We start from the raw sequence: 25918 nt of genomic DNA, 5'->3' as shown, positions 1-25918 counted from the left end.
ACATGACCACGAACCTCGCGACCTACTCGGTCGTGCTGACGTACTCCGCCATGGCGGTCTACGTCATCGCGTTCATCGCGTTCGCCCTGGACGTCGCGAAGCGCTCCGGCAACGTCGCGGCCGCCGCGGACGGCGCCGGTGCGCCCCAAGCCAGCACCGCGGAGCGGACGGTCGCCACCGTGCAGGGCGGCACCGTCGTCCTCGAGAAGGTGTCCCAGTCGTCCGACGGCGGGAGCGCCCGACGCGGGGGCACCCGGTTCGAACGCGTCGGCATGGCGATGACGATCCTCGCGCTCGTGCTGCACGTCGGCTCGATCGTGCTGCGCGGGATCGCGGCCGACCGTGTGCCGTGGGGCAACATGTTCGAGTTCTCCCTGACCGGCACGGGCCTGATCATCCTGATCTTCCTGCTCGTGCAGCTCTGGCAGAACCTGAAGTTCCTCGGTGTGTTCATCACCGGCCTCACGATCATCCTGCTCGGCATCGCGACCGTGAACTACTGGGTGCCCGTCGTCCCGCTGCAGCCCGCGCTGCAGTCGTACTGGCTCGTCATCCACGTGTTCGTGGCGATCGCCGGCACCGGGTTCTTCGCCCTGGGTGCCGGCCTTGCGGTGTCGCAGCTCGTGCAGACCTACCGCCAGGGCCGTTCGACCTCGGGCAAGCTCCGCTTCATGGAGACGCTGCCCGACGCCGACCGGCTCGAGGTCCTGACCTACCGCGTCATCCTGGTCGGCTTCGTCCTCTGGACCTTCACGCTCATCGCCGGCGCGATCTGGGCCGAGCGGGCCTGGGGCCGCTACTGGGGTTGGGACACGAAAGAGGTCTGGACCTTCATCATCTGGGTCGTCTACGCCGGGTACATCCACGCCCGTGCGACGCGCGGCTGGCGTGGGGCCCGGTCGTCGTGGCTGGCGCTCATCGGCTTCGCCGCGGTGATGTTCAACTTCTCCGTCGTGAACGTCTTCTTCAAGGGCCTGCACAGCTACTCGGGACTGTGATCAGCGCGGGTCGCTGACGCGACCGCCATCGGACTGGAGGCGCGGTGCCGGCTGGCACCGTCCCTCCAGGCACGGCCGTCACCCCGCTGGCGCAGTGCGCCGGTACCGGCTGGTGGGGCCCACCTCCAGTCCGTCTCTGGTCGGTCTCAGGGCCTCAACTGGCCAGCGCCGCGTGCGCGCGCTCGAGCCGTGCCCGCCACCAGGCGGTCCGCTCCGGCGATGCCGCGTTCCGCGCCAGCAGCTCCGGCGAGACCTCCACGCGGCGCACCGGCACCCGCCCGTCGACGGGGAGCAGCGGCGTGTCCGACACGTCCGACTCGAACATCGCCGCCGTGCCGAGCCCGGCGGCGTACCCCGGGCTCATGGCGGACGCGGCGAGGAACGCCCCCATCCCGAGCCCGACCGACGTGTCGAGCGCACTCGACACCACGCACGGCAGTCCCGCCTCGGCGACGATCGCGCGCGCCGCGATGATGCCGCCGAGGGGTTGCGCCTTGACGACGAGCACGTCAGCAGCCCCGGCGCGCGCGACGGCGAGGGGGTCGGAGGCCTTGCGAACGCTCTCGTCGGCGGCGATCGGGACGCCGAGCCCCGACACCCGGGCACGGAGCGCCGCGAGCTCGGGGACGGTGCGGCAGGGCTGCTCCGCGTACTGCAGGTCGAACGGGGCGAGGCGTTCCAGGGCGACCGCCGCCTGGTCGATGCTCCACAGGCCGTTCGCGTCGACCCGGACCCGGGCGTCGGCACCCATGATCCGACGCACCTCGGCGACCCGGGCGACGTCGTCGTCGATCGTCGTGCCGGGCTCGGCGACCTTGACCTTGGCGGTGGTGCAGCCGGGGTAGCGGGCGAGCAACCCGGCGACGGCGTCGGGCGCGATGGCAGGCACGGTGGCGTTCACCGGCACGGAGTCCGCGGCAGGCTCGTGGTGCTGCCACCCGAAGTCGATCGCGGCCCGCAGCCAGGCGGCGGCCTCGGCGTCGCCGTACTCGACGAACGGCGAGAACTCGGTCCAGCCCGCCGGGCCACGGAGGACGAGGGCCTCGCGCGAGGTGATGCCGCGGAACCGCACCCGCATGGGCAGCGCTACCACGTGCGCGTCCGCCAGGAGGTCGGCGAGGTCGGGGAGTTCGGCGTGGTCGGGGAGCACGTACCCATCCTGGCAGCGACGTCCAGCCCGCCTCACGGTTCCTCGGAGGGGACCGCCAGGGCAGGGCATTAGCATGCATCGGTCGGCCAGGGTCGGCAGCAGGGACACGACCAGGACGAGGGAGGCGCGGTGCCGGAACCGCAGCAGCGCGCGTCGCGCCCGTCGGCACCCGGCCGCGACACCGACGAGTTCGCACGGCTCATGCAGCGCAACACGGTCGACGTCCGCCACCAGGGGCAGGCCGGTCGCAGGAAGCGCAACCCGGTCGTCGGCAAGATCGCGCTCGGGCTCGCGGTGGTCTCGGCTGCGGTCGACGCGAGCGCCTTCGCCGTGTTCATGGGCGGCGACACCGACTTCGCGTTCGGCATCTGCTTCGTCGTCGTGTTCCTGACGCTCATCGCCGCGGTCCTCGGCTTCGTCGCCGCGGTCGGGTCGTTCGGCCGCTGGTACGGCGCGATCGGCGTCGTCGTGGCGTTCTTCGCCAACCCGGTGATCCTCATCGTGCTGCTCGTGATCGTCGCACCCGAGGTGCTGACCGACATGGGTGGTTCGGCGGCGGACGGCATGGGCGTCTGAGCCCGAGCAAACCGTGCCCGAGCGGTACCGTGGAGCCATGGCTGCTCCCGTCTCCGACCTGTTCGATCCCGACGTCTGGACCGCGGCTCCGATCGCGGAGCAGTTCACCGACATCACGTACCACAAGCACGTCTCGAAGGGGATCGTCCGGGTCGCGTTCGACCGCCCCGAGGTCCGCAACGCCTTTCGCCCGCGCACGGTCGACGAGCTGTACCGGGCCCTCGACGACGCCCGCCAGGACCCGCGCGTCGGCGTCGTGCTGCTCACCGGGAACGGCCCGAGCCCGAAGGACGGCGGCTGGGCGTTCTGCTCCGGCGGTGACCAGCGCATCCGCGGGCGCAGCGGCTACCAGTACGTCGGTGACGAGGGCGCTCCGCCGGAGGGCGTCGACCCCGCGGCTGCCCAGGCATCGATGGGACGCCTGCACATCCTCGAGGTCCAGCGCCTCATCCGGATGATGCCCAAGGTCGTCATCGCCGTGGTGCCGGGGTGGGCGGCGGGCGGCGGTCACTCGCTGCACGCGATCTGCGACCTCACGATCGCGAGTGCCGAGCACGGGAAGTTCAAGCAGACCGACGCCGACGTGGGCTCGTTCGACGGCGGGTACGGCAGCGCGTACTACGCCAAGCAGATCGGGCAGAAGTTCGCCCGCGAGGTCTTCTTCCTCGCTCAGGAGTACTCCGCCCAGCGCGCGTACGAGATGGGCGCCGTGAACGCCGTCGTCCCGCACGCGGACCTCGAGCGCGAGGCGATCCGCTGGGGCGAGATCGTGCTCGGCAAGTCCCCGACGGCGATCCGGATGCTGAAGTACGCCTTCAACGCGGTCGACGACGGCATGGTCGGGCAGCAGGTGTTCGCGGGTGAGGCCACACGGCTGGCGTACGGCACCGACGAGGCCGTCGAGGGCCGCGACTCGTTCCTCGAGAAGCGCGCGCCCGAGTGGACCGCCTTCCCCTGGCACTACTGATGACCCGTCCGCTGGTCGCGACCGGCACGTCGGACCCGTCGGTCGTGCTCCGCGGCCTGGAGGCAGCACTCGCCGGCGGCCCCGCGCTGCTCCCCGTCGCGGAGGGCGCTCCGGCGCTGCCGACCCCGGCCCCGGCCACCGTCCCGCAGCGGGTCGCCCTGGTCGTCGAGACGAGCGGGTCCACGGGGACCGGGAAGCGCGTCGCGCTCTCCTCCGAGGCGCTGCTGGCCGGGGCCGCCGCCGCCGATGCGGCACTGGGTGGTCCGGGCGGGTGGGTGCTCGCGCTGCCCACGCACTACATCGCCGGCCTCAACGTCCTGACCCGGTCGATCGCCGCCGGGACGGCACCCGTCGTCGTGCCCCCGGGACACTTCGACGCGGGCACCTTCGCCGACGCCGCCGATCGGCTCGTCACCGGACCGGGCGCTCCGCGCCGCTACACGTCGCTCGTCCCGGTGCAGTTGGCGCGGGTGCTCGATGATCCCCGCGCGACGCGCGCGTTGGCGGCGTTCGACGCCGTGCTCGTCGGTGGACAGGCGACGCCGGCACCCCTCCGGCAGCGTGCGCTCGACGCCGGGGTCCGCGTGGTGACGACCTACGGGGCGAGCGAGACGAGCGGCGGCTGCGTGTACGACGGCGTCCCGTTCGGCACCGTCCGCGCCGAGGTGGTCGACGGCGAGCTGTTCCTGGCCGGCCCGATGCTCGCCGAGGGGTACCTCGACGACGACCAGCGCACGGCCGCCGCGTTCACCGAGCGGGACGGGCTCCGGTGGTACCGCACGGGCGACGCCGCCGAGGTGCGCGACGGCGTGGTCCGGGTGCTCGGACGGCTCGACGACGTCGTCATCTCGGGCGGTGAGAAGGTCCCGCTCGGCCAGGTGGAGCGCCTGGTGCGGGAACTCCCCGGGCAGGACGACGCCGTCGTGACCCGGCGTACGTCGGGGGAGTGGGGCGAGGTGCCGGTCGTGGTGACCGCGCGGACGATCGACCTGCAGGTGGTGCGTGCCCACGTCGGCGCCGCGCTCGGCCGGGCAGCGCGTCCGGCTGCGGTCGTCGTCGTGTCCGAGCTCCCGATGCTCGCGTCCGGCAAGCCCGACCGTCGGGCGATCCAGGACATGGCGGTTTCGTAGCTCCACGCGACCGGACGCCGACGCGTCGCGAATATGATGGACGGTCGTGGCACGAACGAAGAACTCGACGCAGTCCAAGCGCCGCTCCGGCAACCCGGCGAAGGCCGCGGCACCGCAGCGCACGAAGCGGAAGGCGACCGCGAGCGACTGGATCGGCGGCGCGCGCCTCCGCACCCTGACGCTCGGCGTCGTCCCGGTCGTGATGGGCACGACGGTGGCCTTCGTCGACAGCCGCACGAGCGACTTCGGGGCGTTCCTGGCGAAGGACGGTCACGTCGTCATCGCGGTGCTCGCTCTGCTCGTCGCGCTGTTCCTGCAGATCGGCGTGAACTACAGCAACGACTACTCCGACGGCGTCCGCGGCACCGACGAGTTCCGCGTCGGCCCGGCACGGCTCACGGGCGCCGGACTCGCGAAGCCCCGGACCGTGCTGACGGTCGCGTTGACGTTCTTCGGCCTGGCCGCCGTGGCCGGCATTGTCATCGTGGTGCTCACCCAGCTGTGGTGGCTGCTCCTCGTGGGGGCTGCCGCGATCGTCGCCGCCTGGTTCTACACCGGCGGCAAGAAGCCCTACGGGTACAACGCCCTGGGCGAGGTCTTCGTGTTCGTGTTCTTCGGGCTCGTCGCCGTCCTCGGCACCCAGTTCATCCTCATCGGCTCGGTGACGCTGAGCGGCTGGGCCGCCGCGATCGCCGCCGGGTTCTTCGCCTGCGCGGTCCTCATGGTGAACAACATCCGCGACATCGACGAGGACCGTCTGGCCGGCAAGCGCACCCTCGCGGTCGTCGTCGGCCGCCCGGTGGCGCGGGTGCTCTACGGCCTGTTCCTGATGCTGCCGTACGTGGTCCTGCTCTGGTTCGTGCTGCTCTACTTCCGGACCGGTTTCACGTACTTCTCGCTGCTGCTGGCACTGCCGGCCCTGGCGATCGGGGTGTCGTCCCGGAAGCCCCGCGAGCTCATCACGGCCTTGCAGCTGTCGTCGTTCGCGTCGCTCGTGTTCGGCGTCGTGCTCGGGATCACGCTCGCCACCGCCCCGTAGGGCTCAGGCGATCAGTCCTCGTCGGCGTCCCGGCGCGCGGCGTGGCGGTCGGCGTCCGACACCGGGCGTGCGACGGGCGCGTCCGTGTCCTCGGCGTCGACGAAGTCGTCCTCGAAGTCGGTGTCCGCGTCACGCTCGGGCTTCCCCCGGCGGTTCGCGAGGCTCAGCGTGACCTGCTCGCGCAGCTTGCCGAGCGCGATGTACGACACGAGCAGCCCCACCAGCGCGCCCACGATCACGGCCCAGTACCAGGGCATCCGGGTCAGCAGGAGCAGTGCCACGGCCACGGCGAAGATGCCGAGACGGGCCAGGGTGTAGACGAGCCACGCTTTCACGCGGCAAGTCTACGGATGCGCGACCGGCAGGGACCCCACAGCCTCGCGACCTAGACTCCGGGCATGGTCCGACTGTGGTTGATCGTCGTCGTGGCCGCCGTGGCCTTCACGGTGTACGCGGCGATCGACTGCGCCACGATGCCCCGCGAACGTGTCCGTTCCCTCAGCCGTGGCGTCTGGCTGCTGCTCGTGATCGTCCTGCCGGTGCTCGGCGGAGTCCTCTGGTTCCTCCTGGGCCGTGCGCCCGCGACGAAGCCGGGCGGCGACTCCGGGTACCGTGGACCCGAAGACGACCCGGACTTCCTCGGGGGCCCGCACGGCCCCGAGCGGCACCCCACGGACAAGGACCAGGACGACGAGACCCTCCGAGACCTCGAGCAGCAGTTCCGCGAACGCGAGCGACGCGCGGACCGCGACCGCCGCGAGCAGCACCGCGACGACGACGGCCGCACCGATCGCTGACGGTCCCGCGGGTTCCGGCAGCCCCGCGACCGACTTCGCGCTGACGCTCTTCGCCGAGCTGGCGCGCGCCGGCGTCACCGACGTCGTCGTCAGCCCGGGATCGCGGTCGCAAGCCCTCGCCCTCGCCGCCGTCGCCCTCGAGCGCGCGGGCGGCACCAGCGTGCACGTCCGACTCGACGAACGGACCGCCGGCTTCTACGCCCTCGGCCTCGCGGTCGAGTCCGGTCGACCCGCCGCCGTCGTCACCACGTCCGGCACCGCCGTCGCCAACCTGCACCCCGCCGTGCTCGAGGCGCACCACTCCGGCGTGCCGATGATCGTCGTGAGCGCCGACCGCCCCGACGAGCTCCGCGGCATCGGGAGCAACCAGACCACCGTCCAGCCGGGGATCTTCGGCGCTGCCGTCTCGTTCGTGCGGGACGTCCAGGCGCCGACCGTGCACGGCGTCGACGCGAGCACCACGGACACCGTCCGCACCCTCGTGCGTCAGGCGGTCGCCGCGGCCGCGGGGCACGAGGGGCAACCAGGACCGGTGCAGCTCAACGTGGCGTTCCGCGAGCCGCTCTCGGCCGGCCTCGGCGAGGACGACGTGCAGCCGGTGCCCGACGACGAGGTCGACCTCGCGTTCGCCACCCGCCGCGTGCACTCGGGACTCCCGGTCGCCGAGCTGTCGCCGGACGACGAGCCCGGGACGGTCGTCATCGCGGGGCACGACGCCGGGGCGGACGCCGAACGGATCGCCTGGGAGCTCGGTGCGCCGCTGGTCGCCGAGGTGTCGAGCGGGGCGCGCTTCGGCCGGAACCTCGTGGTGACGTACCGCGAGCTCCTGCGCGAGCCGGAGTTCGGCGGTGCGGTGCGCCGCGCCGTCGTGCTCGGCCACCCCACCCTCAGTCGTGAGGTCCCCGCGCTCCTGCAGCGCGACGACGTCGAGACCATCGTGGTCCGCGGTCCGGGCGCCGATCCCTTCGACCCGGCCCGTGCCTCCAGGCCGACCGCCGCGACCACCTTCGTGTCCGACGTCCGCGTGACGGGCCGCACCCGGCCGGAGCACCGTGCGTGGGTGGGGCGCTGGGTGGCGACGAGCCGCGCGCTGCTGGGCGGCGGCGACGCCGGGCCGGACCTCGACGCGAAGCGCTCGAGCGACCGGGCCGAGCGCAACAAGTTCCTCCGCGACGAGGTCGCGCTCCGCCGCCGTCCCGTCGACCGGGCGATGCTCGCCGACGCCGTCTGGGGAGCGACCTGGCCGCACGACCGACTGGTCCTCGGCGCCTCACAGATCATCCGCGTCGCCGACGGGCACGTCGCGGGCAAGCCGATCCGGGTGCACGCGAACCGCGGGCTCGCCGGCATCGACGGCACCGTGTCCACCGCGCTGGGCATCGCCGCGGCGCTCGAACGGTCCTCGTCGTCGATCGGTACCACGCGCGTGCTGCTCGGTGACCTCACGCTCCTGCACGACCTCGGCGCGTTCGTCACGGGGACCGAGGAACCGCGGCACCGCGTGCAGGTCGTCGTCGGCAACGACTCCGGCGGTGCGATCTTCCGTGGGCTCGAGGTCGCGGCGACCACCCCCGAGGCGGACATGCGCCGGATGATGACCACGCCGCAGTTCGTCGACGTCGAGCGTGTCGTGACGGGGCTCGGGTGGGAGTACCGGCGCGCGGCGACGTGGGGCGACCTGGAGCGCGTGCTGACGGACCCGGCGGAGCGCGTCGTCATCGAGGTGCCGCTGGCCGACTGACGGACTCCGCGCCGCGACCAGCGCGGGCGGGGCCTCAGGCCAGGGCGTCGGTGATCGGGCGGAACTTGAGCGCGGTCTCGGCGACCTCCCGTGCCGGGTCGGACCCGCCCACGATCCCCGCACCGGCCCACGCCCGCACGGACCCGTCGTCGGCGATCCGGGCGCTGCGGAGCGCGAGCATCCACTCACCGTCGCCGTTCGCACCGAGCCAGCCGACGGGGCCGGCGTAGCGACCCCGGTCGACGCCCTCGAGCTCGGACACCAGCCGCACGGCGACGTCCGTCGGGGTCCCCGCGACCGCGGCCGTCGGGTGCAGCACGTCGGCGACGTCGAGCGAGGTCGTGCCCACGGGCAGGGTCGCCTGCACGTCGGTGGCGAGGTGCCACAGGTTGGGCAGCTGCAGGCGGAAGGGCTCCGGGTCCGCACGCAGGTCCGACGCGATCGGGCGGAGCGCGGCGAGCAGGCTGTCGATCGCGAACGCGTGCTCGCCGACGTCCTTCGCGCTCGCGGCGAGGGCCTCGGCAGCTGCGCGGTCGGACACGGCGTCCGTGCCCCGTGCGGCACTGCCGGCGAGGACGCGCGCGGACAGCCGTGTGCCGTCCGTCCGGGCGAGCGTCTCCGGTGTCGCGCCGACGAGCCCGTCGACGGCGAACGTCACACACTGCGGGTAGGCGTCGGCCAGGTCGAGCAGGATCGCCCGGCGGTCGGCGTCGTCCGGCAGGGTGCCGACGAGGTCGCGGGCCAGGACGACCTTCTCGGCGTCGCCCGCGGCGATCCGGCGGACGGCGTCGGCGACCCGCTCGGCGTAGGCGTCCGCGTCGATGCGTCCGGGCCGCAGCGCGACCGACACGTGCGGGCCGACGTGCGGCACCGGCACCGACGTACGGGTGAACGTCAGTGGCTCCGGGTCCGGTGTCGTGTCGACCGCGGTGAGCCACGCCTTCCCACGTCGGCGGCCGATCACGACGCGCGGGACGATGAGCACGCTCGTCTCGGCGGAGTCGTCGGCGAACGTGAACGACCCGAAGGCGACGAGACCGGTGCCGCGGAGCTGCACGGGGTCGTCGACCTCGGCGTCCTGCACGATGGTGCGCCACACGGCCGCGGCCTCCCGCATCCGCTCCGGTCCGGTGAAGGTGAAGCGCAGCGCCTCGCCGATCCCGACGATGCCGTCGCCGTTCCGGACGAAGGCGAGCGGGCTGTCCCGGAGGGTGTGGCGGAGGACGGCGCCCGGGTCGTCGAGGATCCGGGTCGAGACCGTCAGCGGTGGGGCCGCCGTGGTGGTTCGGGTCACGGACCGATCGTACGCGCCGGTTCCGGTCCCGCACGCGCCGTGCTCGGGGGAACCCACGGGCGGGACCTCTAGGATGTTGTGGGTGAGCAGAGCGGACCTGAACAAGCGGCCGGACGAGGTGGCGGCCATGTTCGACGACGTCGCCGCGAAGTACGACCTCACGAACGACATCCTCTCCGCGGGCAACGCCCCGCTGTGGCGTGTCGCGACGGTCCGCGCGGTCGACCCCCAGCCCGGCGAGAAGGTGCTCGACATCGCCGCCGGCACGGGGACGAGTGCGGCGGCCTTCGCGAAGAAGGGCGCCGACGTCACGGCGCTCGACCTCTCCGCGGGCATGATCGCCGTCGGTCGGGAGCGCCACCCCGAGATCACCTTCGTCGAGGGCGACGCCGAGCACCTGCCGTTCGACGACGACACCTTCGACGCCGTCTCCATCTCCTTCGGGCTGCGCAACGTCAACGACCCGATGCAAGCGCTCGGCGAGATGCTGCGTGTGCTCAAGCCCGGCGGGCGCGTCGTGATCTGCGAGTTCTCGACGCCGCCGCTCGCGGTGCTCCGCTTCGGCTACGGCACGTACCTCAAGCGCGTGCTCCCGGGCGTCGCGCGGCTCTCGAGCAGCAACCCCGCGGCCTACCGCTACCTGGCCGAGTCGATCGAGGCGTGGCCCGAGCAGCAGGTGCTCAGCCAGTGGCTCCGGGGCGTCGGCTTCACGATGGTCGCCTACCGCAACCTCACGGCCGGTATCGTCGCACTGCACCGCGGTCGCAAGCCCGTGGCGGGCACGGTCCGCGAGTCCGTCGCCCGGCGCGCCAAGGCCCGCCGTGAGCACCAGCACACCGGTGAGCAGCCGAGCGTCGACCCCACCGACGCCTGACCGGTCCCTCCACCCCCGAACACGGAGCAGCACTTGAATCCGAGCGTCCCGGTCGCACGTCGCGCACCGAGTCTCCGCGCGTCGCTGGGCATCGGCGAGCGACTGTTCGCCACGCCCTCGGAGCGGCGGTTCATCGCGGCCGTCGACGACGGGCTGGAGCTCGTCGAGCAGGGCCTCGAAGAAGCCATGCGCTCGACCGACACCCTCGCCGACACGACGAGCCGGTACCTGCTCTCGGCGGGCGGCAAGCGGATCCGACCGACGCTGACGCTCCTCATCGCGCAGCTCGGTGACGGCGTGACCGACGCGGTCGTCAAGGCCGCCGTCAGCATCGAGACGACCCACCTCGCGTCGCTGTACCACGACGACGTCATGGACGAAGCGCCCGTGCGGCGCGGTGTCCCGGCGGCGCACGTGACGTACGGCAACAACGTGGCCATCCTCACCGGCGACCTGCTCTTCGCCCGCGCCAGCCTCATCACGGCGGACCTCGGGACCGAGGGCATCCGGATGCAGGCCGAGACCTTCCAGCGGCTCTGCATGGGACAGCTGCACGAGACCACCGGTCCCCAGCCCGAGGACGACCCGGTCGAGCACTACATCCAGGTCCTCAGCGACAAGACCGGTTCGCTCATCGCGACGGCCGCGCGCGCCGGCGTGATGTTCTCGGGCGCCGATCGCTCCTACCTCGACGCCGTCGGCACCTTCGGCGAGAAGGTCGGCGTTGCGTTCCAGCTCGTCGACGACGTCATCGACCTTGCCCCCGCGAAGGACAAGACCGGCAAGATCGCCGGGAACGACCTCCGCGCCGGCGTGGACACCCTGCCGCTGCTGCAGCTCCGGCGCCTCGCCGCGACGGGGGCACCGGATGCGGTGGCGCTCCTCGAACGCATCGAGCGGGACGTCAACGCCGCCCCGGACGACGTCGTCGACTCGGCGCCGTACCAGTCCGCCGTGGCCGCGCTCCGTGAGCACGAGGCCACCGCCGCCACCCGGGCCGTCGCGGTCCGCTGGGCGACCGAGGCGGTCGACGCGCTCGCGCCGCTGCCGGACGGCACGGTGAAGCGGGCCCTGATCCGCTTCGCCGAGTCGGTCGTCGACCGCAGCCGCTGACCGGGCCCGACCGCAGCAGCATCACCAACGCCGCGACGACGCGACCACCGCCCTCGGGAGCACCCCACCCGAACGAACCAGGAGACGATCAGTGCCCACCCTCCGAGTCGCCATCGTCGGCGCCGGCCCCGCCGGCATCTACGCCGCGGACATCCTGCTGCGCGAGGCCCACGGCCACGACGTGTCGATCGACCTGTTCGAGCAGCTGCCTGCGCCGTACGGGCTGGTCCGCTACGGTGTCGCCCCCGACCACCCCCGCATCAAGGGCATCATCAACGCCCTGCGCGACGTGCTGGACCGCGGCGTCGTCCGGCTCTTCGGCAACGTCCGCTTCGGCGAGGACATCACCCTCGACGACCTCCGGAAGCACTACCACGCGGTGGTCTTCTCGACCGGTGCGATCAAGGACGCCGACCTCGACGTCCCCGGTGTCGAGCTCGAGGGGTCGTACGGCGCGGCCGACTTCGTCAGCTGGTTCGACGGCCACCCCGACGTCCCGCGTACCTGGCCGCTCACGGCCGAGAGCGTCGCGGTGATCGGCAACGGCAACGTCGCCCTCGACGTCTCGCGCATCCTCGCGAAGCACGCCGACGACCTGCTGCCGACCGAGATCCCGGCGAACGTGTACGAGGGCCTCAAGGCCTCGCCGGTGACCGACGTGCACGTGTTCGGTCGTCGCGGCCCGGCGCAGGTGAAGTTCACCCCGCTCGAGCTCCGCGAACTCGGTGAGCTCCGCGACGTCGACATGATCGTCTACGACGAGGACTTCGACCACGACGAAGCTTCCAAGACCGCCATCGCCACGAACAAGCAGGTGATGGTGATGAACCGCGTGCTGGAGCAGTGGCGCACGCGCGAGACCGGGCAGGCCAGCCGTCGTCTGCACCTGCACTTCTACGCGAAGCCGCTCGAGCTCGTCGGCGAGGACGGCAAGGTCAGTGCCATCCGGTACGAGCGGACGCGTCCGAACGGCCAGGGCGGCGTCGAGGGAACCGGCGAGATCCGCGAGATCCCGATCCAGGCCGCGTACCGAGCGGTGGGCTACTTCGGTTCGCCGCTGCCCGGCGTTCCCTTCGACGAGCGCCACGGCGTCATCCCGAACCACGAGGGCCAGGTCCTCGACGACGACAACCAGCAGCTCCCGGGCGTCTACGCCACGGGTTGGATCAAGCGCGGTCCGGTCGGCCTGATCGGGCACACGAAGTCCGACGCGATGGAGACCGTGCAGCACATCGTGAACGACCAGGCGAGCTGGTGGACGCCGGAGGACCCGTCCGAGGGCGCGATCCCGGCACTACTCACCGAGCGCGGTGTCGAGTACACCGACCTCGACGGCTGGCACAACCTCGACGCCCACGAGCTCGCGCTCGGCGAGCCCCACGGCCGCGAGCGCATCAAGGTCGTCCCGCGCGAGGAGATGATCGACGTCTCTCTCGGTCGCGCGAACGCCACCGCGAGCTAGGCGCGAGAGCCGAGCCGTGACCGACGCACGCCCCGCACCGCCCACCGCGATGCGGGGCGTGCTCGTCCCGGCAGGCCGACTCCAGGGCGTCGACGTCGCTCGTGCGATCGCGTTGCTCGGCATGATGGCGACGCACGTCGGCGGTATCGCGGACGCGGTCGACTGGTCGGACCCCGGTACCTGGGCGGCGGTCGCGCACGGGCGGTCGTCGTCGCTCTTCGCGGTGCTCGCCGGGGTCTCGATCGGCCTCACGAGCGGGCGCACCACGCCACCCGGTCCGCCCGCGATCGGACGCGTGCGGGGTCGGCTGGCCATCCGCGCGGTCGCGGTGGTCGCGGTCGGTCTGCTGCTGATGGCGTTGCAGACGCCGGTGTACGTGATCCTGCCGACGTACGGCGTCCTGTTCCTGCTCGCCGTCCCGGTGCTCCGCGTGCGGGCGCGGTGGCTGCTCGTGCTCGCCGGACTGTGTGCCGTGCTCTCACCGGTGGTCGCACTGGCGACCGTCCCGCTCTACGCGGACGCGGGCATGTGGGAGGTCCAGCTCGGTCTCGTCTACCCCGTCGTCACCTTCCTGGCGTACGTCCTGGTCGGTCTCGCCGTCGCCCGCAGCGGCCTGGAGGCGCGGGGCCGGCAGGTCGTGCTGCTCACGTCCGGCGCAGTGGTCGCCGTGGTCGCGTACCTGGTCGGGAACGCCCTCGCCCCGGTGCCCGACGACGCGGCGTCCGCGTTCCCCGGGGTGCCGTACGCGGGGGAGGGCAGCACCGGGTCCGAGGCACTCGCCCAGCTGTTCCTCTCACCGCGGGACCACTCGTCGTCGATCGTCGACGTCGTCGCGACCTCGGGCATCGCGGTCGCGGTCATCGCCCTGTGCACGCTCGTGTTCGACGGGCGGGGGCGGACGGCCGAGCGGATCGCGTTCCCGCTGGCCGCAGTGGGCTCGATGCCGCTCACCGTCTACGCGGGACACCTCGTCGTGCTCGCGATGCTGCCGGAGTACCCCGACTCGGGTGCTGCGTGGTGGTGGTTCGCCTTCGGCTCGGTGCTCTTCGCGATGACCTGGCGCACGTTCCTCGGGCGTGGACCGCTGGAGCGCCTGACCGCCCGCTTGACCCGCCTGGTGCCGGACCCGCGCGCCTGACCGCGCACGGTGCGGGCGCGAGCCGACCCGCGCCGGCCGACCCGCGCCTCCAGACCGGTGCTACTGCAGCGCCGCCGTGAGCCGCGCGACGTTGTCGAGGACCTGGGACCGCCGCGGCCGCTCCACCCACGCGTCGAGCGTCAGCTCGAAGCTGTGCTCCTTGTACGCGTCCTGCACCTCGCGCAGGGCGTCGACGAACCGGCTGCCGCGCACCATCACGGAGACCTCGAGGTTGAGGCTGAACGACCGCATGTCCATGTTGCTCGACCCGATCACCGCCACGTCGTCGTCGATCGTGAAGTGCTTCGCGTGCAGGATAGTCGGCGCCCGGTAGAGCCAGATCTTCACGCCGGCCCGGAGCAGGCCCTCGTAGTAGGAACGCTGCGCGTGCCACGTCATCGCGTGGTCGCCCATCTCGCCGACGAACAGCTCGACCTCGACCCCGCGCTGCGCCGTGGTCGTGATCGCGTAGAGCATGGAGTCGTCCGGGACGAAGTACGGCGACGTGATCGACACCTTGTTCTGCGCCGAGTACAGCAGCGCGTTGAAGAGCCGGAGGTTGTTCTCGCCGTCGAACCCGGGGCCGGACGGCACGACCTGGCAGTCCAGTGCGTCACCGCGGTCGGCGCGCTGGACGGGGTCGCTCTCGCGGAGCAGGAGCTCGTCGGTCTCGCTGTACCAGTCGGTCACGAACAGGGCGTTGAGTCCGGCGACGACGGGACCCTCGAACCGGGCGAACAGGTCCTTGTACTCCATGCCCTTGTCGACGTGCGACTTGAGGTCGTAGGACTTGTCGATGAGGTTCTGCGACCCGGTGAACGCCACCGAGCCGTCGATCACCATGATCTTCCGGTGGTTGCGGAGGTCCGGGCGCTGGAACTTCCCCTGCAGCGGCAGCAACGGGAGCATGAGGTGCCACTCGATGCCGGCGCGGTCCATGAACGCCAGCGTGTCCTTGTACCCGGGGTAGCCGCGGCTGGCCCAGTGGTCGAGCAGGAACCGGACCGTGACGCCGCGGGCCTGCGCGCGGGCGAGGGCCTCGAAGAACGGACGCGTGGTGTCGTCGAGCGTGGCGATGTAGAACTCGACGTGCACGAACCGCCGGGAGTCGTCGATCGCGCGGGTCATCTCGGCGATGGACTCGTCGTAGTCGGGGTAGAGCTCCGCCGAGTTGCCGCCGACCAGGGGCATCGCGCCGAGCTCGCGGTTCAGGCGCGTGACGCTGTCGAGCCACGCCGGCCACGGGTGGTCGCGGCGCACCCGCTCGATGCCCTCGGTCTGCTCGAGGATGTACGCGTTGATCTCCGTCTGCTTCTCACGCCGGGCGTGCGGCAGCTTCGTCGACCCGATGACGAGGAAGACGATGAAGCCGATGTAGGGGATGAGGAAGATCGCCAGCAGCCAGGCCGTGGCCGTCTGCGGCTTGCGGTTGATCGGGACGTAGATGATCGAGAAGACGCGGATCGCCAGGTCCAGCAGGACCAGGAAGACCGTGATGGCGACGCTGAGCCAGTGCTCCACAGCGGTGCGCGGCGCGTCAGCGGAAGTTGATGAACTGCAGCGGCACGTCGAACTCTTCACCCTTGAGGAGCTGGATCGTGTTCTGCAGGTCGTCGCGGCTCTTCGAGGAGACGCGCAGTTCGTCGCCCTGGATCTGGTTCTTCACGGTCTTCGGGGCGTTGGCCCGGAGGAACGCGCCGATCTTCTTCGCGACGTCCTGCTCGATGCCGTTCTTGAACTTCACCTCGATGCGGTACTCCTTGCCCGAGGGGTACGGGTCGCCCGCGTCGAGGCTCTTGAGGCTGATGTTCCGCTTGATCGCCTTGCTCTGCAGGACGTCGAGGACGGCCTTCGCGCGCTCTTCCGAGTTCGCCTTGATGAGGACGTCCTCACCGCTGAACGCGATCGATGCGTCGGCGCCCTTGAAGTCGTACCGCTGCTCGATCTCCTTGGCCGCCTGGTTGAGGGCGTTCTCCGCCTCCATCTTGTCGACCTTGCTGACCACGTCGAAGGAACTGTCTGCCATGCGGGACAGCCTAACGGCGGACGGGAGGCGCGGTTCGGCACCCACGGATCGGCGCACGGTGGTCACGAGCACCGTCCCGGATCGGCTATGCTTTCATGCGCGCCTTCGGTTGGTGACTACACGGGCCGGGTGCGCACACGGCAAGTTACCCAAGCGGCCAAAGGGATCTGACTGTAAATCAGCCGGCGTAGCCTTCGGGGGTTCGAATCCCTCACTTGCCACCATCGGAACGGCCCCGTCCACTGCGGACGGGGCCGTTCCGTTTCCGGCAGGCTGGTCGCATGCCCGTCGACCCCACGCCGTCCCAGTTCGCCGACCTCGCCGAGGCCATCGCCCTCGAAGCGGCGTCGCTCGCCGCCCAGCGCCGAGCCGAGGGTGTCGAGGTGGCCGACCGGAAGTCGAGCATCGTCGACGTGGTCACGGCAGCCGACCGCGAGGTCGAGGCGCTCATCCGGTCGCGGATCGCCGCGGCCCGCCCGGACGACGCGTTCTTCGGTGAGGAATCCGGCACCGGCATCGGTACGACGGGGATCACCTGGGTCGTCGACCCGATCGACGGGACCGTCAACTACCTCTACGGCAGCCCCGAGTACGGCGTGAGCATCGGCGTCGTCCGCGGCGCAGCCGACCCGACGACGTGGGAACCGGTCGCCGGCGTCGTCGTCGCACCGGCCACCGGCGTCGTGCACCGGGCAGTGGTCGGCGAGGGGGCGACGCGGAACGGGGTGCCGCTGCACGCCGGGTCACCGGCGTCCCTCGCCGAGACCCTCGTCGCGACCGGCTTCGGCTACACCGCGGACCGTCGGCGGCAGCAGGTCGACGTGCTCGCCGGGCTCATCGGCGAGGTCCGGGACATCCGGCGCGGGGGAGCGGCGTCGTTGGACTGCTGCGCGGTCGGAGCGGGGACCGTGGACGCCTACTACGAGCGTGGGATCAACCCGTGGGACATGGCCGCCGGATCGATCGTGGCGCAGGAGGCCGGGGCAGCCGTGCGCATCTGGGAGGCCGGCGGGACGCGGTCGTTCCTCTTCGCGAGTCCGGCGATCGTCGACGACCTCGCCGCCCTGCTGCTGCGCCTCGAGGGGTCCGTGCTCGCGGTGTGAGCGACCTGACCCCTCGGTCTGGGGGAGCCGTGTGGTCATGACCACGACTGGCGACACGGTAGTGCTCCTGCTACCGTTCTCTGGTCCCGTTATCTGCTCGTTACCAACGAGCGCACCTCGCCCCGATCAGGATCGCCACCGAACGCATGCCCCACTCCTCCCTCTCGCCCGAGCACACCGACGGCCCCGTGAACGCACCCGCACCGGTCGTCCACATGACCCGACGGGAACGGATCGAGGCGGAACGAGCCGCGGCGGCAGCAGCGGACAAGGGCGACCACCTCGATCGGGCGACGGCCGTGGCGGAGCCGGAGCGCGCCTCCAGACCCTCCATCGAGGACCTCGTGAGCCCGGTCACCCCGCCGGCGCCCGCGTCCCCCATCGACCTCGCACCGGCGTCGCCGGTCATGCCGGCGTCGACCGCCGGCCCCGAGACGCCGCCCGCGCCCTCGTCGCCCGTCGTGGCGGCGACGGCTCCCGTGCGGACCGCTGCGCCCGCGCAGCCTCGCCGCGTCCTCGGTCAGGTGCCGGCGTCGCGTCGCACCGGTCGTCCGGTCCGGCCCGCCGTCGCCGCGGCCCGCCCCGCCCAGGTGACCCGGGTGCCCGCGTCCTCGTCCGCGAAGCAGGGTGCGTCGTTCCGCAGGGCCGCGTCGCGCGTCACCGCCGTCGGCGCGCTGCTGTTCGCCGCCGGCCTCGTGGTCTCGACCTCGCTGCCCGCCCAGGCGCTCTACACGCCGGAGCCGGGTTCGACGTCGCAGCGGGCGACGGCCTCCGGCGCGACCCAGTCGCTCAGCGTCGGCTCGGGCGCGACCGACGCCGAGACGAACCGCGACCAGTACTCGGTGTCCTCGGCCACGCAGTACAAGAACGTCGACTCGTCGAGCTTCACGAACGACCCGAACGGCACGATCCAGTGGCCGTTCCTCACCGGCGTGCCCATCACCTCGGGGTTCGGCGGACGTCAGGTCGAGGGCTGCTCGTTCTGCTCGACCAACCACATGGGCGTCGACTTCGCTCCGGGCGAGGGCACCCCGATCCGGGTCATCGCGGCCGGCACCGTCATCAAGGTGCAGGCGGACGACGGCGGCTTCGGCAACGACGTCTGGGTCGAGCACGAGGTGGACGGCAAGCAGTTCACCAGCGTCTACGGCCACATGGAGGACAACTCCTTCAAGGTCGTCAAGGGCCAGCAGGTCGAGGTCGGTGACGAGCTCGGACTCGTCGGCAGCACGGGCAACTCGACGGGCCCGCACCTGCACCTCGAGGTCCACGTCGACGGCGTCCCGGTGGACCCGCTGGCGTGGCTCAAGGCCAACGCGAACTAGCGGTCCGACGCGGCACGCCCGGGCGTCACGCCGGGTTCCTGACCACCGTCGCGGGTCTGCTATCCTCGTGTGGTGCCGCTGAGCGGCACATGCCCCGATAGCTCAGTGGTAGAGCACTTCCATGGTAAGGAAGGGGTCGTCAGTTCAATCCTGACTCGGGGCTCCGACCCGGAGCTGTTGTCGCTCCGGATCCTTGGCGGGGTAGCTCAGTTGGTTAGAGCACACGACTCATAATCGTGGGGTCGCGGGTTCAAGTCCCGCCCTCGCTACCGCAAGCCCGGCGTCCGCGCCGGGCTTTCGTCGTTCCCGGGGCGCCGGCGCCCGGCGCACGAGGTGTGAGCAATCGCGCCCCCGTGTGGACATCGCGCCCCGGTGTGACGGGGCGCAGTGTTCGGAACGGGGCGCGAACCGGCGACGCCGGCCCGACGGGTCCGAACCCGGCGGCCATACCCGCGCCGCGCGTCAGAACGGGCGGTGCTCCGGCCGCGCGGCGAGCACCCCGGCGGACCGGAGGGCGCGCTCGAGCGTCGCGTTCACCTGCTGCCAGGCGCTCCGCCGCCGGTCGGCGCCGATGCCCCCGCCCGACACCGCCGTGCCGTGCCCGGAGTGGCGCAGGGTGATCGTGGTGGACGTCCCCGTGACGGTCGTCGACAGCTCGTACCGGCGGAACTCCCGCGACGGGTGCACCAGGGCCCCGAGCAGGATCGTCAGCAGGCGGCTGCCGGTGGTGGCGGTGATCGTGCCGCCGGTCGACTCGACGTGGTGCCCGGTCTGGCGCAGTGCCGCGCCCGCGACCTCCATGGCCGTGCACCGGTCGCCCGTGTGCACCGCGAACTCGGTCGTCGACTCCATCGTGCTCCCCTCCCCGGAACTGCCGGCCCGGATCCCCGGACGCCGGCGTCGGTTCCCCCGAACCGTGTTCGACAACCATAGCCGATGCATACTCATGAACGACAGGCCCCCAGACGGGCGTCGCTAGACTGCCGGACGTGTCTGTGAACCCCGAGCTCGTCGGCAGGACGTTCCCGCCGGCCCAGCCGTACCTGGTCGGTCGTGAGAAGGTGCGGGAGTTCTCCCGCGCCGTGTTCGCGACGAACCCGATCCACCACGAGCCCGAGGCCGCCCGTGCCGCCGGCTACGACGACGTCGTCGCACCGCCGACCTTCGCGGTCGTCGTGCAGGAGGCCACGCTCGCCCAGCTCCTCGCCGAGCCGGACGCCGGGATCGACTTCTCGCGCGTCGTCCACGGCGAGCAGGCCTTCACCTACGACCGGCCCATCGTGGCCGGCGACGAACTCACCGCGACCCTGACCGTCACGAGCGTCAAGACCCTCGGCGGCAACGCCATGGTCACGGCCGAGAGCACGATGAACGACGCCGCGGGGGAGCACGTCGTCACGGCGACCTCCACCCTCGTCGTCCGAGGAGACGACGCATGACCACCGCACCCGTGACCGCGCTCGAGGTCGGCACCGTCGTCGCCGAGCGCGAGGTCCACCTCACCCGTGACTCGCTCGTCCGCTACGCCGGCGCCTCGGGGGACTTCAACCCGATCCACTACCGCGACGACGTCGCTGCGGCCGTCGGACTGCCGGGCGTCCTCGCGCACGGCATGCTCACGATGGGCATCGCGGTGCAGCCGGTGTCCGAGTGGCTCGGCGACCGCGGCGTCGTCGTCCGCTACGGCGTCCGCTTCACCCGGCCCGTGGTCGTCGACCCGGAGCAGGGCGCCACCGTCGGCGTCGTCGCCAAGGTCGGCACCGTCGACGACGAGGGCCGTCCGCAGCGCATCGACCTCACCGTGACCGCCGCCGGGCAGACCGTGCTCGGCAAGGCGCAGGTCACGGTGGCGTTCCGCTGACCGTGTCGGAGCCGGTGCTCGCGGACCTCACGACGCTGCGCGTCGGTGGTCCCGCCACGCGGCTGCTCACCGCGACGACGACCGACGAGCTCGTCGACCACGCAGTCTCGGCGTGGGAGGACGACGAGTGGCTCGTCCTCGGTGGCGGCAGCAACCTCCTGGTCGCCGACGACGGGTTCGACGGCACCGTCGTCCTGGTCCGCACCACGGGCGTGGACGCCGACACGGACGCGGACGGCGTCACCGTCCGCGTCGCGGCCGGTGAGCCGTGGGACGCGTTCGTCGCCTCGACCGTCGAGCACGGTTGGACCGGCCTGGAGGCACTGAGCGGCATCCCGGGCACGGTCGGTGCCGCCCCCGTGCAGAACATCGGCGCCTACGGGGTCGAGCTGTCCGACGTGCTCACCCGGATCGAGTTCCTCGACGCGTCCACGGGGGAGCGTGCGTGGGTGCCCGCGGCCGAGCTGGCGCTCGGCTACCGCACGTCGACGCTCAAGCACGGCCGCCGCGGCGTCGTGCTGACGGTCGAGTTCCGGCTCGGTACGGCCTCGGCGGACGGCGTCCCGGTCCGGTACGCGCAGCTGGCCGGTTCGCTCGGCGTCGAGCTCGGGGCCCTGGTGTCGCCGTCGACGGTCCGGTCCGAGGTGCTGCGGCTCCGCGGCACGAAGGGCATGGTCCTCGACGCGGACGACCACGACACCTGGAGTGCCGGGTCCTTCTTCACGAACCCGATCGTGTCCGCCGCCTTCGCCGAGACCCTGCCCGCCGATGCCCCGCGCTGGCCGGCCGGTGACGACGTGAAGCTCAGCGCGGCGTGGCTCATCGAGCACGCCGGGGTGCACCGTGGGTACGCCGTGCCCGGCTCCCGTGCCGCGATCTCGTCGAAGCACACCCTCGCGCTGACGAACCGCGGCGGAGCGACCGCCGCCCAGGTGGCGGAACTCGCCCGCTACGTCCAGGTGACCGTCCTGAACCGCTTCGGGGTCTCGCTCGTGCCGGAACCCGTGTCGGTCGGCGACCTGCTCGCCTGAGCCGAGCCGCGCCTCCAGGCCCGCAACGCGGAACGGCCCACCTCGACGAGGTGGGCCGTTCCGCGTGCTCGGTGACTACGCGAAGAACTTCGCGAGCCGGGCCACGCCCTCGGCGATGTCGTCGTCGCCCAGCGCGTAGGACAGGCGCAGGTAGCCCGACGGACCGAAGGCCTCGCCCGGGACGACCGCGACCTCGGCGTGTTCGAGGATGAGGTCCGCCAGTTCGAGCGTGGTGGTCGGCGTCGTACCGGCCCACTCGCGGCCGAGCAGTGCCGTGACGTCCGGGTAGACGTAGAAGGCACCCTGCGGGGTCGGCGTCACGAAGCCCGGGATCGCGTTGAGCCCGGCGACGATGGCCTGACGGCGACGGTCGAAGGCCTCGCGCATGGCCGTGACGGGCTCCTGCGGACCGGTGAGCGCGGCGATCGCGGCGCGCTGCGAGACGTTCGACACGTTCGACGACAGGTGCGACTGCAGGTTCGACGCGGCCTTCACGGCGTCCGTCGGGCCGATGAACCAGCCGACCCGCCAACCGGTCATCGCGTACGTCTTGGCGACGCCGTTGACGAGGATCGTCGTGTCGGCGAGGGCGGGGACCGCTTCGAGGATGCCCGTGAACCGGACGCCGTCGTACACGAGGTCCTGGTAGATCTCGTCGCTGATCACCCAGATGCCGTGCTCGAGCGCCCACTCGCCGATGGCCTTCGTCTGCTCGGCGGTGTACACCGAGCCGGTCGGGTTCGACGGGGAGCAGAACAGCAGCGCCTTGGTCTTCGGGGTGCGAGCGGCCTCGAGCTGCTCGACCGTGACCAGGTAGTCCTGGTCGCTGCCGGCGAAGACGTCGACGGGGACGCCGCCGGCCAGACGGATGGCCTCGGGGTAGGTGGTCCAGTACGGAGCGGGGAGGATGACCTCGTCACCGGCGTCGACGATCGTCTGGAAGGCCTGGTAGACGGCCTGCTTGCCGCCGTTCGTGACGATGACCTGCGCGGGGTCGACGGTGATGCCGGACTCGCGTGCGGTCTTCTCGGCGATCGCCTGCTTCAGCTCGGGGAGACCGGTGGCCGGCGTGTACCGGTGGTTCTTCGGGTCCTGCGCGGCCTGGACGGCGGCGTCGACGACGTGGTGCGGCGTGGCGAAGTCCGGCTCGCCGGCGGCGAACGAGATCACCGGGCGGCCGGCGGCTTTCAGTGCCTTGGCCTTGGCATCGACCTTGAGCGTCGCGGACTCGGCGATCGCGGCGATGCGGGACGCGATGCGCGGCCGATCGGTGCTCGCGGCAGCGGGGTTGGCGGTGGACTCGGGGCCTGGGGCTTCGGTGCTCACGGGTCCCAGCCTATCGGCGCGGCACGCCGGAGCATCCGTCAAGTGGACACCGTGTGACGGACTCCCGTAGACTCGTCCACCGGAACGCGGATCGGTGACGAACTGCGTTCTGAAGGGCGGTGGCTCAATTGGTAGAGCAGCGGTCTCCAAAACCGCAGGTTGCAGGTTCGAGTCCTGTCCGCCCTGCACATCTGGAAGGGTAGAAGTTGGCGAGCAAAGACATGGAGACGACGGCGGACGACGTCGTCGCCAAGGCGAAGCAGGACCGGGCCGAGCGCCGCGGGCCCTTCGCTGCCATCGTGCTCTTCATCCGGCAGGTCATCGCGGAACTCCGCAAGGTGGTCACGCCGACCCGCAAGGAGCTCTTCAGCTACACGGGCGTCGTCCTGGTCTTCGTCGTCGTGATGATGATCCTGGTGTCGATCCTCGACTTCGCGTTCGGACTCGGCGTCGGGTACGTGTTCGGCAACGGGCCGACGGCCTGACCCGGACCTCGGCTGTCCTGGCCGTCCGCGGACAGGAGTACGGTCGCCCGAGACGGCGCCGATCGTGAACCGATCCGCCCGCCAACCCGATCCGCACCACCGAACGGAAAGAATCGACAGTGTCTGACAACTCCCGCGACGACATCGACCTCGCCACGGCTGCCGAGCAGTCCTCCGAGGTCGAGGAGAACCAGGAAGGCGACGTCGAGACCGGCGAGGAGCGCTCCGCGGAGTCCGCTGAGGAGCGTGCGATCTCCGTCGAGGGTGAGGACGACCCCTCCCTCGGTATCGAGGAAGAGCTGACCGCCCTCGCCGAGTCCCAGGACCCCGAGGCCGACGCCGTCGTGGACGACGCGCTCGAGGTCGAGACCGCTGACGAGGCCGAAGCCGCCGTCGAAGCGGTCGAGGACGAAGAAGAGGTCGAGCTGGAAGAGGAGTCCGCCACCGAGGCGAACGAGACCCTCGCTGCCGACGAGGCGCTCGACGACGAGGACGAAGAGCCCGCCGAGGTGGACCCGTACGAGGCGTTCAAGGCCGAGCTGCGGATGAAGCCGGGCAAGTGGTACGTCATCCACTCCTACGCGGGCTTCGAGCGCCGCGTGAAGTCGAACATCGAGAACCGCATGGTCTCGATGTCGATGGAGGACTACATCTACCAGGTCGAGGTCCCGATGGAGGACGTCGTCGAGATCAAGAACGGGCAGCGCAAGCTGGTCACCCGCGTCCGGATCCCCTCGTACGTGCTCGTCCGCATGGACCTCAACGAGGACTCGTGGTCCGTCGTCCGCCACACCCCGGGCGTCACCGGGTTCGTCGGCAACGCGCACAACCCCACGCCGCTCCGCTTCGACGAGGCATTCGGCATGCTGAAGTCCCTCGTGCAGGTCGCCGAGGCGGCTCCGACCAAGGGCGGTGCGAAGGGCGGCGGCGCTGCCCAGTCGCAGCCGGCGGCCGAGGTCGACTTCGAGATCGGCGAGACCATCACCATCAAGGAAGGCTCGTTCGCGGGTCTCCCGGGTTCGATCTCCGAGATCAAGCCGGAGAGCGGCAAGCTCACCGTGCTCGTCTCGCTGTTCGAGCGTGAGACCCCGGTCGAGCTCAGCTTCGACCAGGTCACCAAGCTGTAGTCAGGGCCCACACCCGCTACACTTATCGAGTTTGGCCCCGCGCGCCTCGTGCGCGCGGGGCTTCACCGCGGTCCGGAACGGCCGGACCAGCGGGAGAGGGCACGGATCCCCGTGCGTTCGATTCCAGGAGGAAGACAAGTCATGGCACCGAAGAAGAAGGTCACGGGCCTGATCAAGCTGCAGATCAATGCAGGCGCCGCCAACCCGGCCCCGCCGATCGGTCCCGCGCTCGGTCAGCACGGCGTCAACATCATGGAGTTCTGCAAGGCGTACAACGCGGCGACCGAGTCGCAGCGTGGCAACGTCGTGCCGGTCGAGATCACCGTCTACGAGGACCGTTCGTTCACGTTCGTCCTCAAGACCCCGCCGGCCGCCGAGCTCATCAAGAAGGCTGCGGGTGTGCAGAAGGGGTCCTCGACCCCGCACACGGTCAAGGTCGCGAAGATCTCGATGGACCAGGTCCGTCAGATCGCCGAGACGAAGCAGGCCGACCTGAACGCCAACGACATCGACGCCGCCGCGAAGATCATCGCCGGCACCGCGCGTTCGATGGGCATCACGGTCGAGGCGTAAGCCTCCCCGCCTCAGGCACACACCCCAACACCCTTCCGTGGGAGAGCCTCGCCGGCTCGTCAACCACGTAGCTCCCAAGGAGAACACCATGGCGAAGAAGTCCAAGGCCTACCAGGCCGCGGCCGCGAAGATCGAGGCCGACAAGTTCTACACCCCCACCGAGGCCGTCGCGCTGGCCAAGGAGACCGGTTCGGCCAAGACGGACTCCACCGTCGAGGTCGCGCTCAAGCTCGGCGTCGACCCGCGCAAGGCGGACCAGATGGTCCGTGGCACGGTCATCCTGCCGCACGGCACGGGCAAGACCGCCCGCGTCATCGTCTTCGCCGTCGGCGCTGCTGCTGAGGCAGCCATCGCCGCCGGTGCCGACGAGGTCGGTGGCGACGAGCTCATCGCGAAGGTCGCCGAGGGCTACACCGCCTTCGACTCCGCCGTCGCGACGCCGGAGCTCATGGGCAAGGTCGGTCGTCTCGGCAAGGTGCTCGGCCCGCGTGGCCTCATGCCGAACCCGAAGACCGGCACCGTGACCCCGAACGTGGCGCAGGCCGTCAACGACATCAAGGGCGGCAAGATCGAGTTCCGCGTCGACAAGCACGCCAACGTGCACTTCGTCGTCGGCAAGGCCTCGTTCACGCCGGAGCAGCTCGACGAGAACATCTCGACCGCGCTCGAGGAGATCAACCGCCTCAAGCCGAGTGCCTCGAAGGGTCGCTACATCATGAAGGGCGCCGTCTCGACGACCTTCGGTCCCGGCATCCCGCTGGACGTCAACAGCATCTGATCCA

The 25918-nt window shown here is 71.3% G+C and carries 27 protein-coding genes and 4 tRNA genes; 24 read left to right on the top strand and 7 right to left on the bottom strand.

All coding sequences use genetic code 11. From position 1 onward, the window contains the following. Nucleotides 1–2: 2 nt before the first annotated feature. On the top strand, nt 3–998 hold the full coding sequence (ccsB, locus tag ABIC61_RS07205; RefSeq protein ID WP_354029368.1) for a c-type cytochrome biogenesis protein CcsB: 996 nt from the start codon (nt 3–5) through the stop codon (nt 996–998). A gap of 154 nt (nt 999–1152) precedes the next feature. On the opposite strand, the gene ABIC61_RS07200 is transcribed toward ccsB, so the two are convergent. Next, nucleotides 1153–2148, bottom strand: coding sequence for an o-succinylbenzoate synthase (locus tag ABIC61_RS07200; protein ID WP_354029352.1), 996 nt, complete (start codon nt 2146–2148; stop codon nt 1153–1155). 129 nt (nt 2149–2277) lie between these two features. Here ABIC61_RS07200 and ABIC61_RS07195 point away from each other — a divergent pair, with 129 nt between their 5' ends. Genes ABIC61_RS07195 through ABIC61_RS07180 form a run of 4 tightly spaced genes read left to right on the top strand, consistent with a single transcriptional unit; the run spans nt 2278 to nt 5860 of the window. After that, nucleotides 2278–2724, top strand: coding sequence for a hypothetical protein (locus tag ABIC61_RS07195; RefSeq protein WP_354029351.1), 447 nt, complete (start codon nt 2278–2280; stop codon nt 2722–2724). Nucleotides 2725–2761: 37 nt separating this feature from the next. After that, nucleotides 2762–3691, top strand: a complete 930-nt coding sequence (locus ABIC61_RS07190) for a 1,4-dihydroxy-2-naphthoyl-CoA synthase (RefSeq protein WP_198656392.1) — start codon at nt 2762–2764, stop codon at nt 3689–3691. Beyond that, the gene (locus ABIC61_RS07185; protein ID WP_354029350.1) at nt 3691–4821 is read left to right on the top strand and encodes an AMP-binding protein; all 1131 of its coding nucleotides are present in this window, start codon (nt 3691–3693) and stop codon (nt 4819–4821) included. Before ABIC61_RS07190 ends, ABIC61_RS07185 begins: the two co-directional genes overlap by 1 nt. 46 nt (nt 4822–4867) lie before the next feature. Then, nucleotides 4868–5860, top strand: a complete 993-nt coding sequence (locus tag ABIC61_RS07180; protein ID WP_354029349.1) for a 1,4-dihydroxy-2-naphthoate polyprenyltransferase — start codon at nt 4868–4870, stop codon at nt 5858–5860. 11 nt (nt 5861–5871) lie between these two features. Here ABIC61_RS07180 and ABIC61_RS07175 read toward each other — a convergent pair whose 3' ends face one another. Next, on the bottom strand, nt 5872–6195 hold the full coding sequence (locus tag ABIC61_RS07175; RefSeq protein WP_354029348.1) for a DUF4229 domain-containing protein: 324 nt from the start codon (nt 6193–6195) through the stop codon (nt 5872–5874). Nucleotides 6196–6258: 63 nt separating this feature from the next. Here ABIC61_RS07175 and ABIC61_RS07170 point away from each other — a divergent pair, with 63 nt between their 5' ends. Both ABIC61_RS07170 and menD read left to right on the top strand, forming a co-directional pair. Further along, nucleotides 6259–6657: a PLDc N-terminal domain-containing protein gene (locus tag ABIC61_RS07170; RefSeq protein ID WP_354029347.1), complete on the top strand. Its 399-nt coding sequence runs from the start codon at nt 6259–6261 to the stop codon at nt 6655–6657. Further along, a complete protein-coding gene (gene menD / locus ABIC61_RS07165; RefSeq protein WP_354029367.1) occupies nt 6650–8398 on the top strand; it encodes a 2-succinyl-5-enolpyruvyl-6-hydroxy-3-cyclohexene-1-carboxylic-acid synthase in 1749 nt (582 codons plus the stop codon). Before ABIC61_RS07170 ends, menD begins: the two co-directional genes overlap by 8 nt. A gap of 34 nt (nt 8399–8432) precedes the next feature. Here the strand turns inward: menD and ABIC61_RS07160 are convergent, their stop codons facing one another. Continuing rightward, nucleotides 8433–9692, bottom strand: coding sequence for an isochorismate synthase (locus ABIC61_RS07160; RefSeq protein WP_144752049.1), 1260 nt, complete (start codon nt 9690–9692; stop codon nt 8433–8435). A gap of 73 nt (nt 9693–9765) precedes the next feature. Between ABIC61_RS07160 and ABIC61_RS07155 the strand changes: the two genes are divergently transcribed. From ABIC61_RS07155 to ABIC61_RS07140, 4 genes are all read left to right on the top strand, one after another. Then, nucleotides 9766–10566 carry a demethylmenaquinone methyltransferase gene (locus ABIC61_RS07155; RefSeq protein WP_440130705.1) on the top strand — a complete coding sequence of 267 codons (801 nt, stop codon included), beginning with the start codon at nt 9766–9768 and terminating at the stop codon, nt 10564–10566. Nucleotides 10567–10599: 33 nt separating this feature from the next. Continuing rightward, nucleotides 10600–11679, top strand: a complete 1080-nt coding sequence (locus tag ABIC61_RS07150) for a polyprenyl synthetase family protein (RefSeq protein ID WP_079236595.1) — start codon at nt 10600–10602, stop codon at nt 11677–11679. A gap of 91 nt (nt 11680–11770) precedes the next feature. After that, nucleotides 11771–13141 (top strand): FAD-dependent oxidoreductase, encoded by a 1371-nt coding sequence (locus ABIC61_RS07145; RefSeq protein WP_354029346.1) that lies wholly within the window; start codon nt 11771–11773, stop codon nt 13139–13141. Nucleotides 13142–13157: 16 nt separating this feature from the next. Beyond that, nucleotides 13158–14279 (top strand): heparan-alpha-glucosaminide N-acetyltransferase domain-containing protein, encoded by a 1122-nt coding sequence (locus ABIC61_RS07140; RefSeq protein ID WP_354029345.1) that lies wholly within the window; start codon nt 13158–13160, stop codon nt 14277–14279. Nucleotides 14280–14339: 60 nt separating this feature from the next. Here ABIC61_RS07140 and cls read toward each other — a convergent pair whose 3' ends face one another. Together cls and ABIC61_RS07130 are read right to left on the bottom strand one after the other, a co-directional pair. After that, complete coding sequence (gene cls / locus ABIC61_RS07135; RefSeq protein WP_354029344.1) at nt 14340–15800, bottom strand: cardiolipin synthase; 1461 nt, start codon at nt 15798–15800, stop codon at nt 14340–14342. A gap of 16 nt (nt 15801–15816) precedes the next feature. Next, nucleotides 15817–16305, bottom strand: coding sequence for a YajQ family cyclic di-GMP-binding protein (locus ABIC61_RS07130; protein ID WP_069712130.1), 489 nt, complete (start codon nt 16303–16305; stop codon nt 15817–15819). Between the two features lie 139 nt (nt 16306–16444). Between ABIC61_RS07130 and ABIC61_RS07125 the strand changes: the two genes are divergently transcribed. The 5 genes from ABIC61_RS07125 to ABIC61_RS07105 all read left to right on the top strand — a co-directional run bounded on the left by ABIC61_RS07125 (nt 16445) and on the right by ABIC61_RS07105 (nt 19002). Continuing rightward, nucleotides 16445–16529 (top strand) — tRNA-Tyr (locus ABIC61_RS07125). A 57-nt stretch (nt 16530–16586) separates the two neighbouring features. Further along, the gene (locus tag ABIC61_RS07120; RefSeq protein WP_354029343.1) at nt 16587–17408 is read left to right on the top strand and encodes an inositol monophosphatase family protein; all 822 of its coding nucleotides are present in this window, start codon (nt 16587–16589) and stop codon (nt 17406–17408) included. Between the two features lie 146 nt (nt 17409–17554). Beyond that, on the top strand, nt 17555–18733 hold the full coding sequence (locus ABIC61_RS07115; protein WP_354029342.1) for a peptidoglycan DD-metalloendopeptidase family protein: 1179 nt from the start codon (nt 17555–17557) through the stop codon (nt 18731–18733). Nucleotides 18734–18824: 91 nt separating this feature from the next. Continuing rightward, nucleotides 18825–18896: transfer RNA gene (locus tag ABIC61_RS07110), tRNA-Thr, on the top strand. A gap of 32 nt (nt 18897–18928) precedes the next feature. Further along, a tRNA-Met gene (locus tag ABIC61_RS07105) sits at nt 18929–19002 on the top strand. A 193-nt stretch (nt 19003–19195) separates the two neighbouring features. Here ABIC61_RS07105 and ABIC61_RS07100 read toward each other — a convergent pair. Further along, complete coding sequence (locus ABIC61_RS07100; protein ID WP_144752067.1) at nt 19196–19585, bottom strand: hypothetical protein; 390 nt, start codon at nt 19583–19585, stop codon at nt 19196–19198. Nucleotides 19586–19722: 137 nt separating this feature from the next. Here ABIC61_RS07100 and ABIC61_RS07095 point away from each other — a divergent pair, with 137 nt between their 5' ends. Genes ABIC61_RS07095 through ABIC61_RS07085 form a run of 3 tightly spaced genes read left to right on the top strand, consistent with a single transcriptional unit; the run spans nt 19723 to nt 21625 of the window. Beyond that, nucleotides 19723–20172 (top strand): MaoC family dehydratase N-terminal domain-containing protein, encoded by a 450-nt coding sequence (locus tag ABIC61_RS07095; RefSeq protein ID WP_079236588.1) that lies wholly within the window; start codon nt 19723–19725, stop codon nt 20170–20172. Continuing rightward, the gene (locus ABIC61_RS07090; RefSeq protein WP_354029341.1) at nt 20169–20594 is read left to right on the top strand and encodes a MaoC/PaaZ C-terminal domain-containing protein; all 426 of its coding nucleotides are present in this window, start codon (nt 20169–20171) and stop codon (nt 20592–20594) included. The genes ABIC61_RS07095 and ABIC61_RS07090 overlap by 4 nt, the downstream gene beginning before the upstream one ends. 2 nt (nt 20595–20596) lie before the next feature. Further along, the gene (locus tag ABIC61_RS07085; protein WP_354029340.1) at nt 20597–21625 is read left to right on the top strand and encodes a UDP-N-acetylmuramate dehydrogenase; all 1029 of its coding nucleotides are present in this window, start codon (nt 20597–20599) and stop codon (nt 21623–21625) included. Nucleotides 21626–21700: 75 nt separating this feature from the next. On the opposite strand, the gene ABIC61_RS07080 is transcribed toward ABIC61_RS07085, so the two are convergent. Next, nucleotides 21701–22882 (bottom strand): pyridoxal phosphate-dependent aminotransferase, encoded by a 1182-nt coding sequence (locus ABIC61_RS07080; RefSeq protein WP_354029366.1) that lies wholly within the window; start codon nt 22880–22882, stop codon nt 21701–21703. A gap of 182 nt (nt 22883–23064) precedes the next feature. On the opposite strand from ABIC61_RS07080, the gene ABIC61_RS07075 reads away from it, so the two are divergent. From ABIC61_RS07075 to rplA, 5 genes are all read left to right on the top strand, one after another. After that, a tRNA-Trp gene (locus tag ABIC61_RS07075) sits at nt 23065–23137 on the top strand. A gap of 35 nt (nt 23138–23172) precedes the next feature. Beyond that, nucleotides 23173–23436: a preprotein translocase subunit SecE gene (gene secE, locus ABIC61_RS07070; protein WP_402739123.1), complete on the top strand. Its 264-nt coding sequence runs from the start codon at nt 23173–23175 to the stop codon at nt 23434–23436. A gap of 119 nt (nt 23437–23555) precedes the next feature. Then, complete coding sequence (gene nusG, locus ABIC61_RS07065) at nt 23556–24563, top strand: transcription termination/antitermination protein NusG (RefSeq protein ID WP_354029339.1); 1008 nt, start codon at nt 23556–23558, stop codon at nt 24561–24563. A 141-nt stretch (nt 24564–24704) separates the two neighbouring features. Then, nucleotides 24705–25136, top strand: a complete 432-nt coding sequence (rplK, locus tag ABIC61_RS07060) for a 50S ribosomal protein L11 (RefSeq protein ID WP_079236584.1) — start codon at nt 24705–24707, stop codon at nt 25134–25136. 88 nt (nt 25137–25224) lie between these two features. Next, nucleotides 25225–25914 (top strand): 50S ribosomal protein L1, encoded by a 690-nt coding sequence (rplA, locus tag ABIC61_RS07055; protein WP_097179850.1) that lies wholly within the window; start codon nt 25225–25227, stop codon nt 25912–25914. Nucleotides 25915–25918: the final 4 nt, after the last annotated feature.

The sequence above is a fragment of the Curtobacterium sp. 1544 genome (assembly GCF_040544915.1).
In the GTDB taxonomy this organism is placed as follows: domain Bacteria; phylum Actinomycetota; class Actinomycetes; order Actinomycetales; family Microbacteriaceae; genus Curtobacterium; species Curtobacterium pusillum_C.
This window is presented reverse-complemented; position numbering and strand designations above follow the sequence as displayed.

Excerpts from the sequence above, each read along its gene's own strand:
- ABIC61_RS07185 (WP_354029350.1), top strand. The coding sequence starts at position 3,691 with ATGACCCGTCCGCTGGTCGCGACCGGCACGTCGGACCCGTCGGTCGTG.
- ABIC61_RS07120 (WP_354029343.1), top strand. The coding sequence starts at position 16,587 with ATGCCCGTCGACCCCACGCCGTCCCAGTTCGCCGACCTCGCCGAGGCC.
- secE (WP_402739123.1), top strand. The coding sequence starts at position 23,173 with ATGGAGACGACGGCGGACGACGTCGTCGCCAAGGCGAAGCAGGACCGG.
- ABIC61_RS07130 (WP_069712130.1), bottom strand. The coding sequence starts at position 16,305 with ATGGCAGACAGTTCCTTCGACGTGGTCAGCAAGGTCGACAAGATGGAG.
- ABIC61_RS07170 (WP_354029347.1), top strand. The coding sequence starts at position 6,259 with ATGGTCCGACTGTGGTTGATCGTCGTCGTGGCCGCCGTGGCCTTCACG.
- ABIC61_RS07190 (WP_198656392.1), top strand. The coding sequence starts at position 2,762 with ATGGCTGCTCCCGTCTCCGACCTGTTCGATCCCGACGTCTGGACCGCG.
- ccsB (WP_354029368.1), top strand. The coding sequence starts at position 3 with ATGACCACGAACCTCGCGACCTACTCGGTCGTGCTGACGTACTCCGCC.
- ABIC61_RS07090 (WP_354029341.1), top strand. The coding sequence starts at position 20,169 with ATGACCACCGCACCCGTGACCGCGCTCGAGGTCGGCACCGTCGTCGCC.
- rplK (WP_079236584.1), top strand. The coding sequence starts at position 24,705 with ATGGCACCGAAGAAGAAGGTCACGGGCCTGATCAAGCTGCAGATCAAT.
- rplA (WP_097179850.1), top strand. The coding sequence starts at position 25,225 with ATGGCGAAGAAGTCCAAGGCCTACCAGGCCGCGGCCGCGAAGATCGAG.
- ABIC61_RS07100 (WP_144752067.1), bottom strand. The coding sequence starts at position 19,585 with ATGGAGTCGACGACCGAGTTCGCGGTGCACACGGGCGACCGGTGCACG.
- ABIC61_RS07115 (WP_354029342.1), top strand. The coding sequence starts at position 17,555 with ATGCCCCACTCCTCCCTCTCGCCCGAGCACACCGACGGCCCCGTGAAC.
- ABIC61_RS07155 (WP_440130705.1), top strand. The coding sequence starts at position 9,766 with ATGTTGTGGGTGAGCAGAGCGGACCTGAACAAGCGGCCGGACGAGGTG.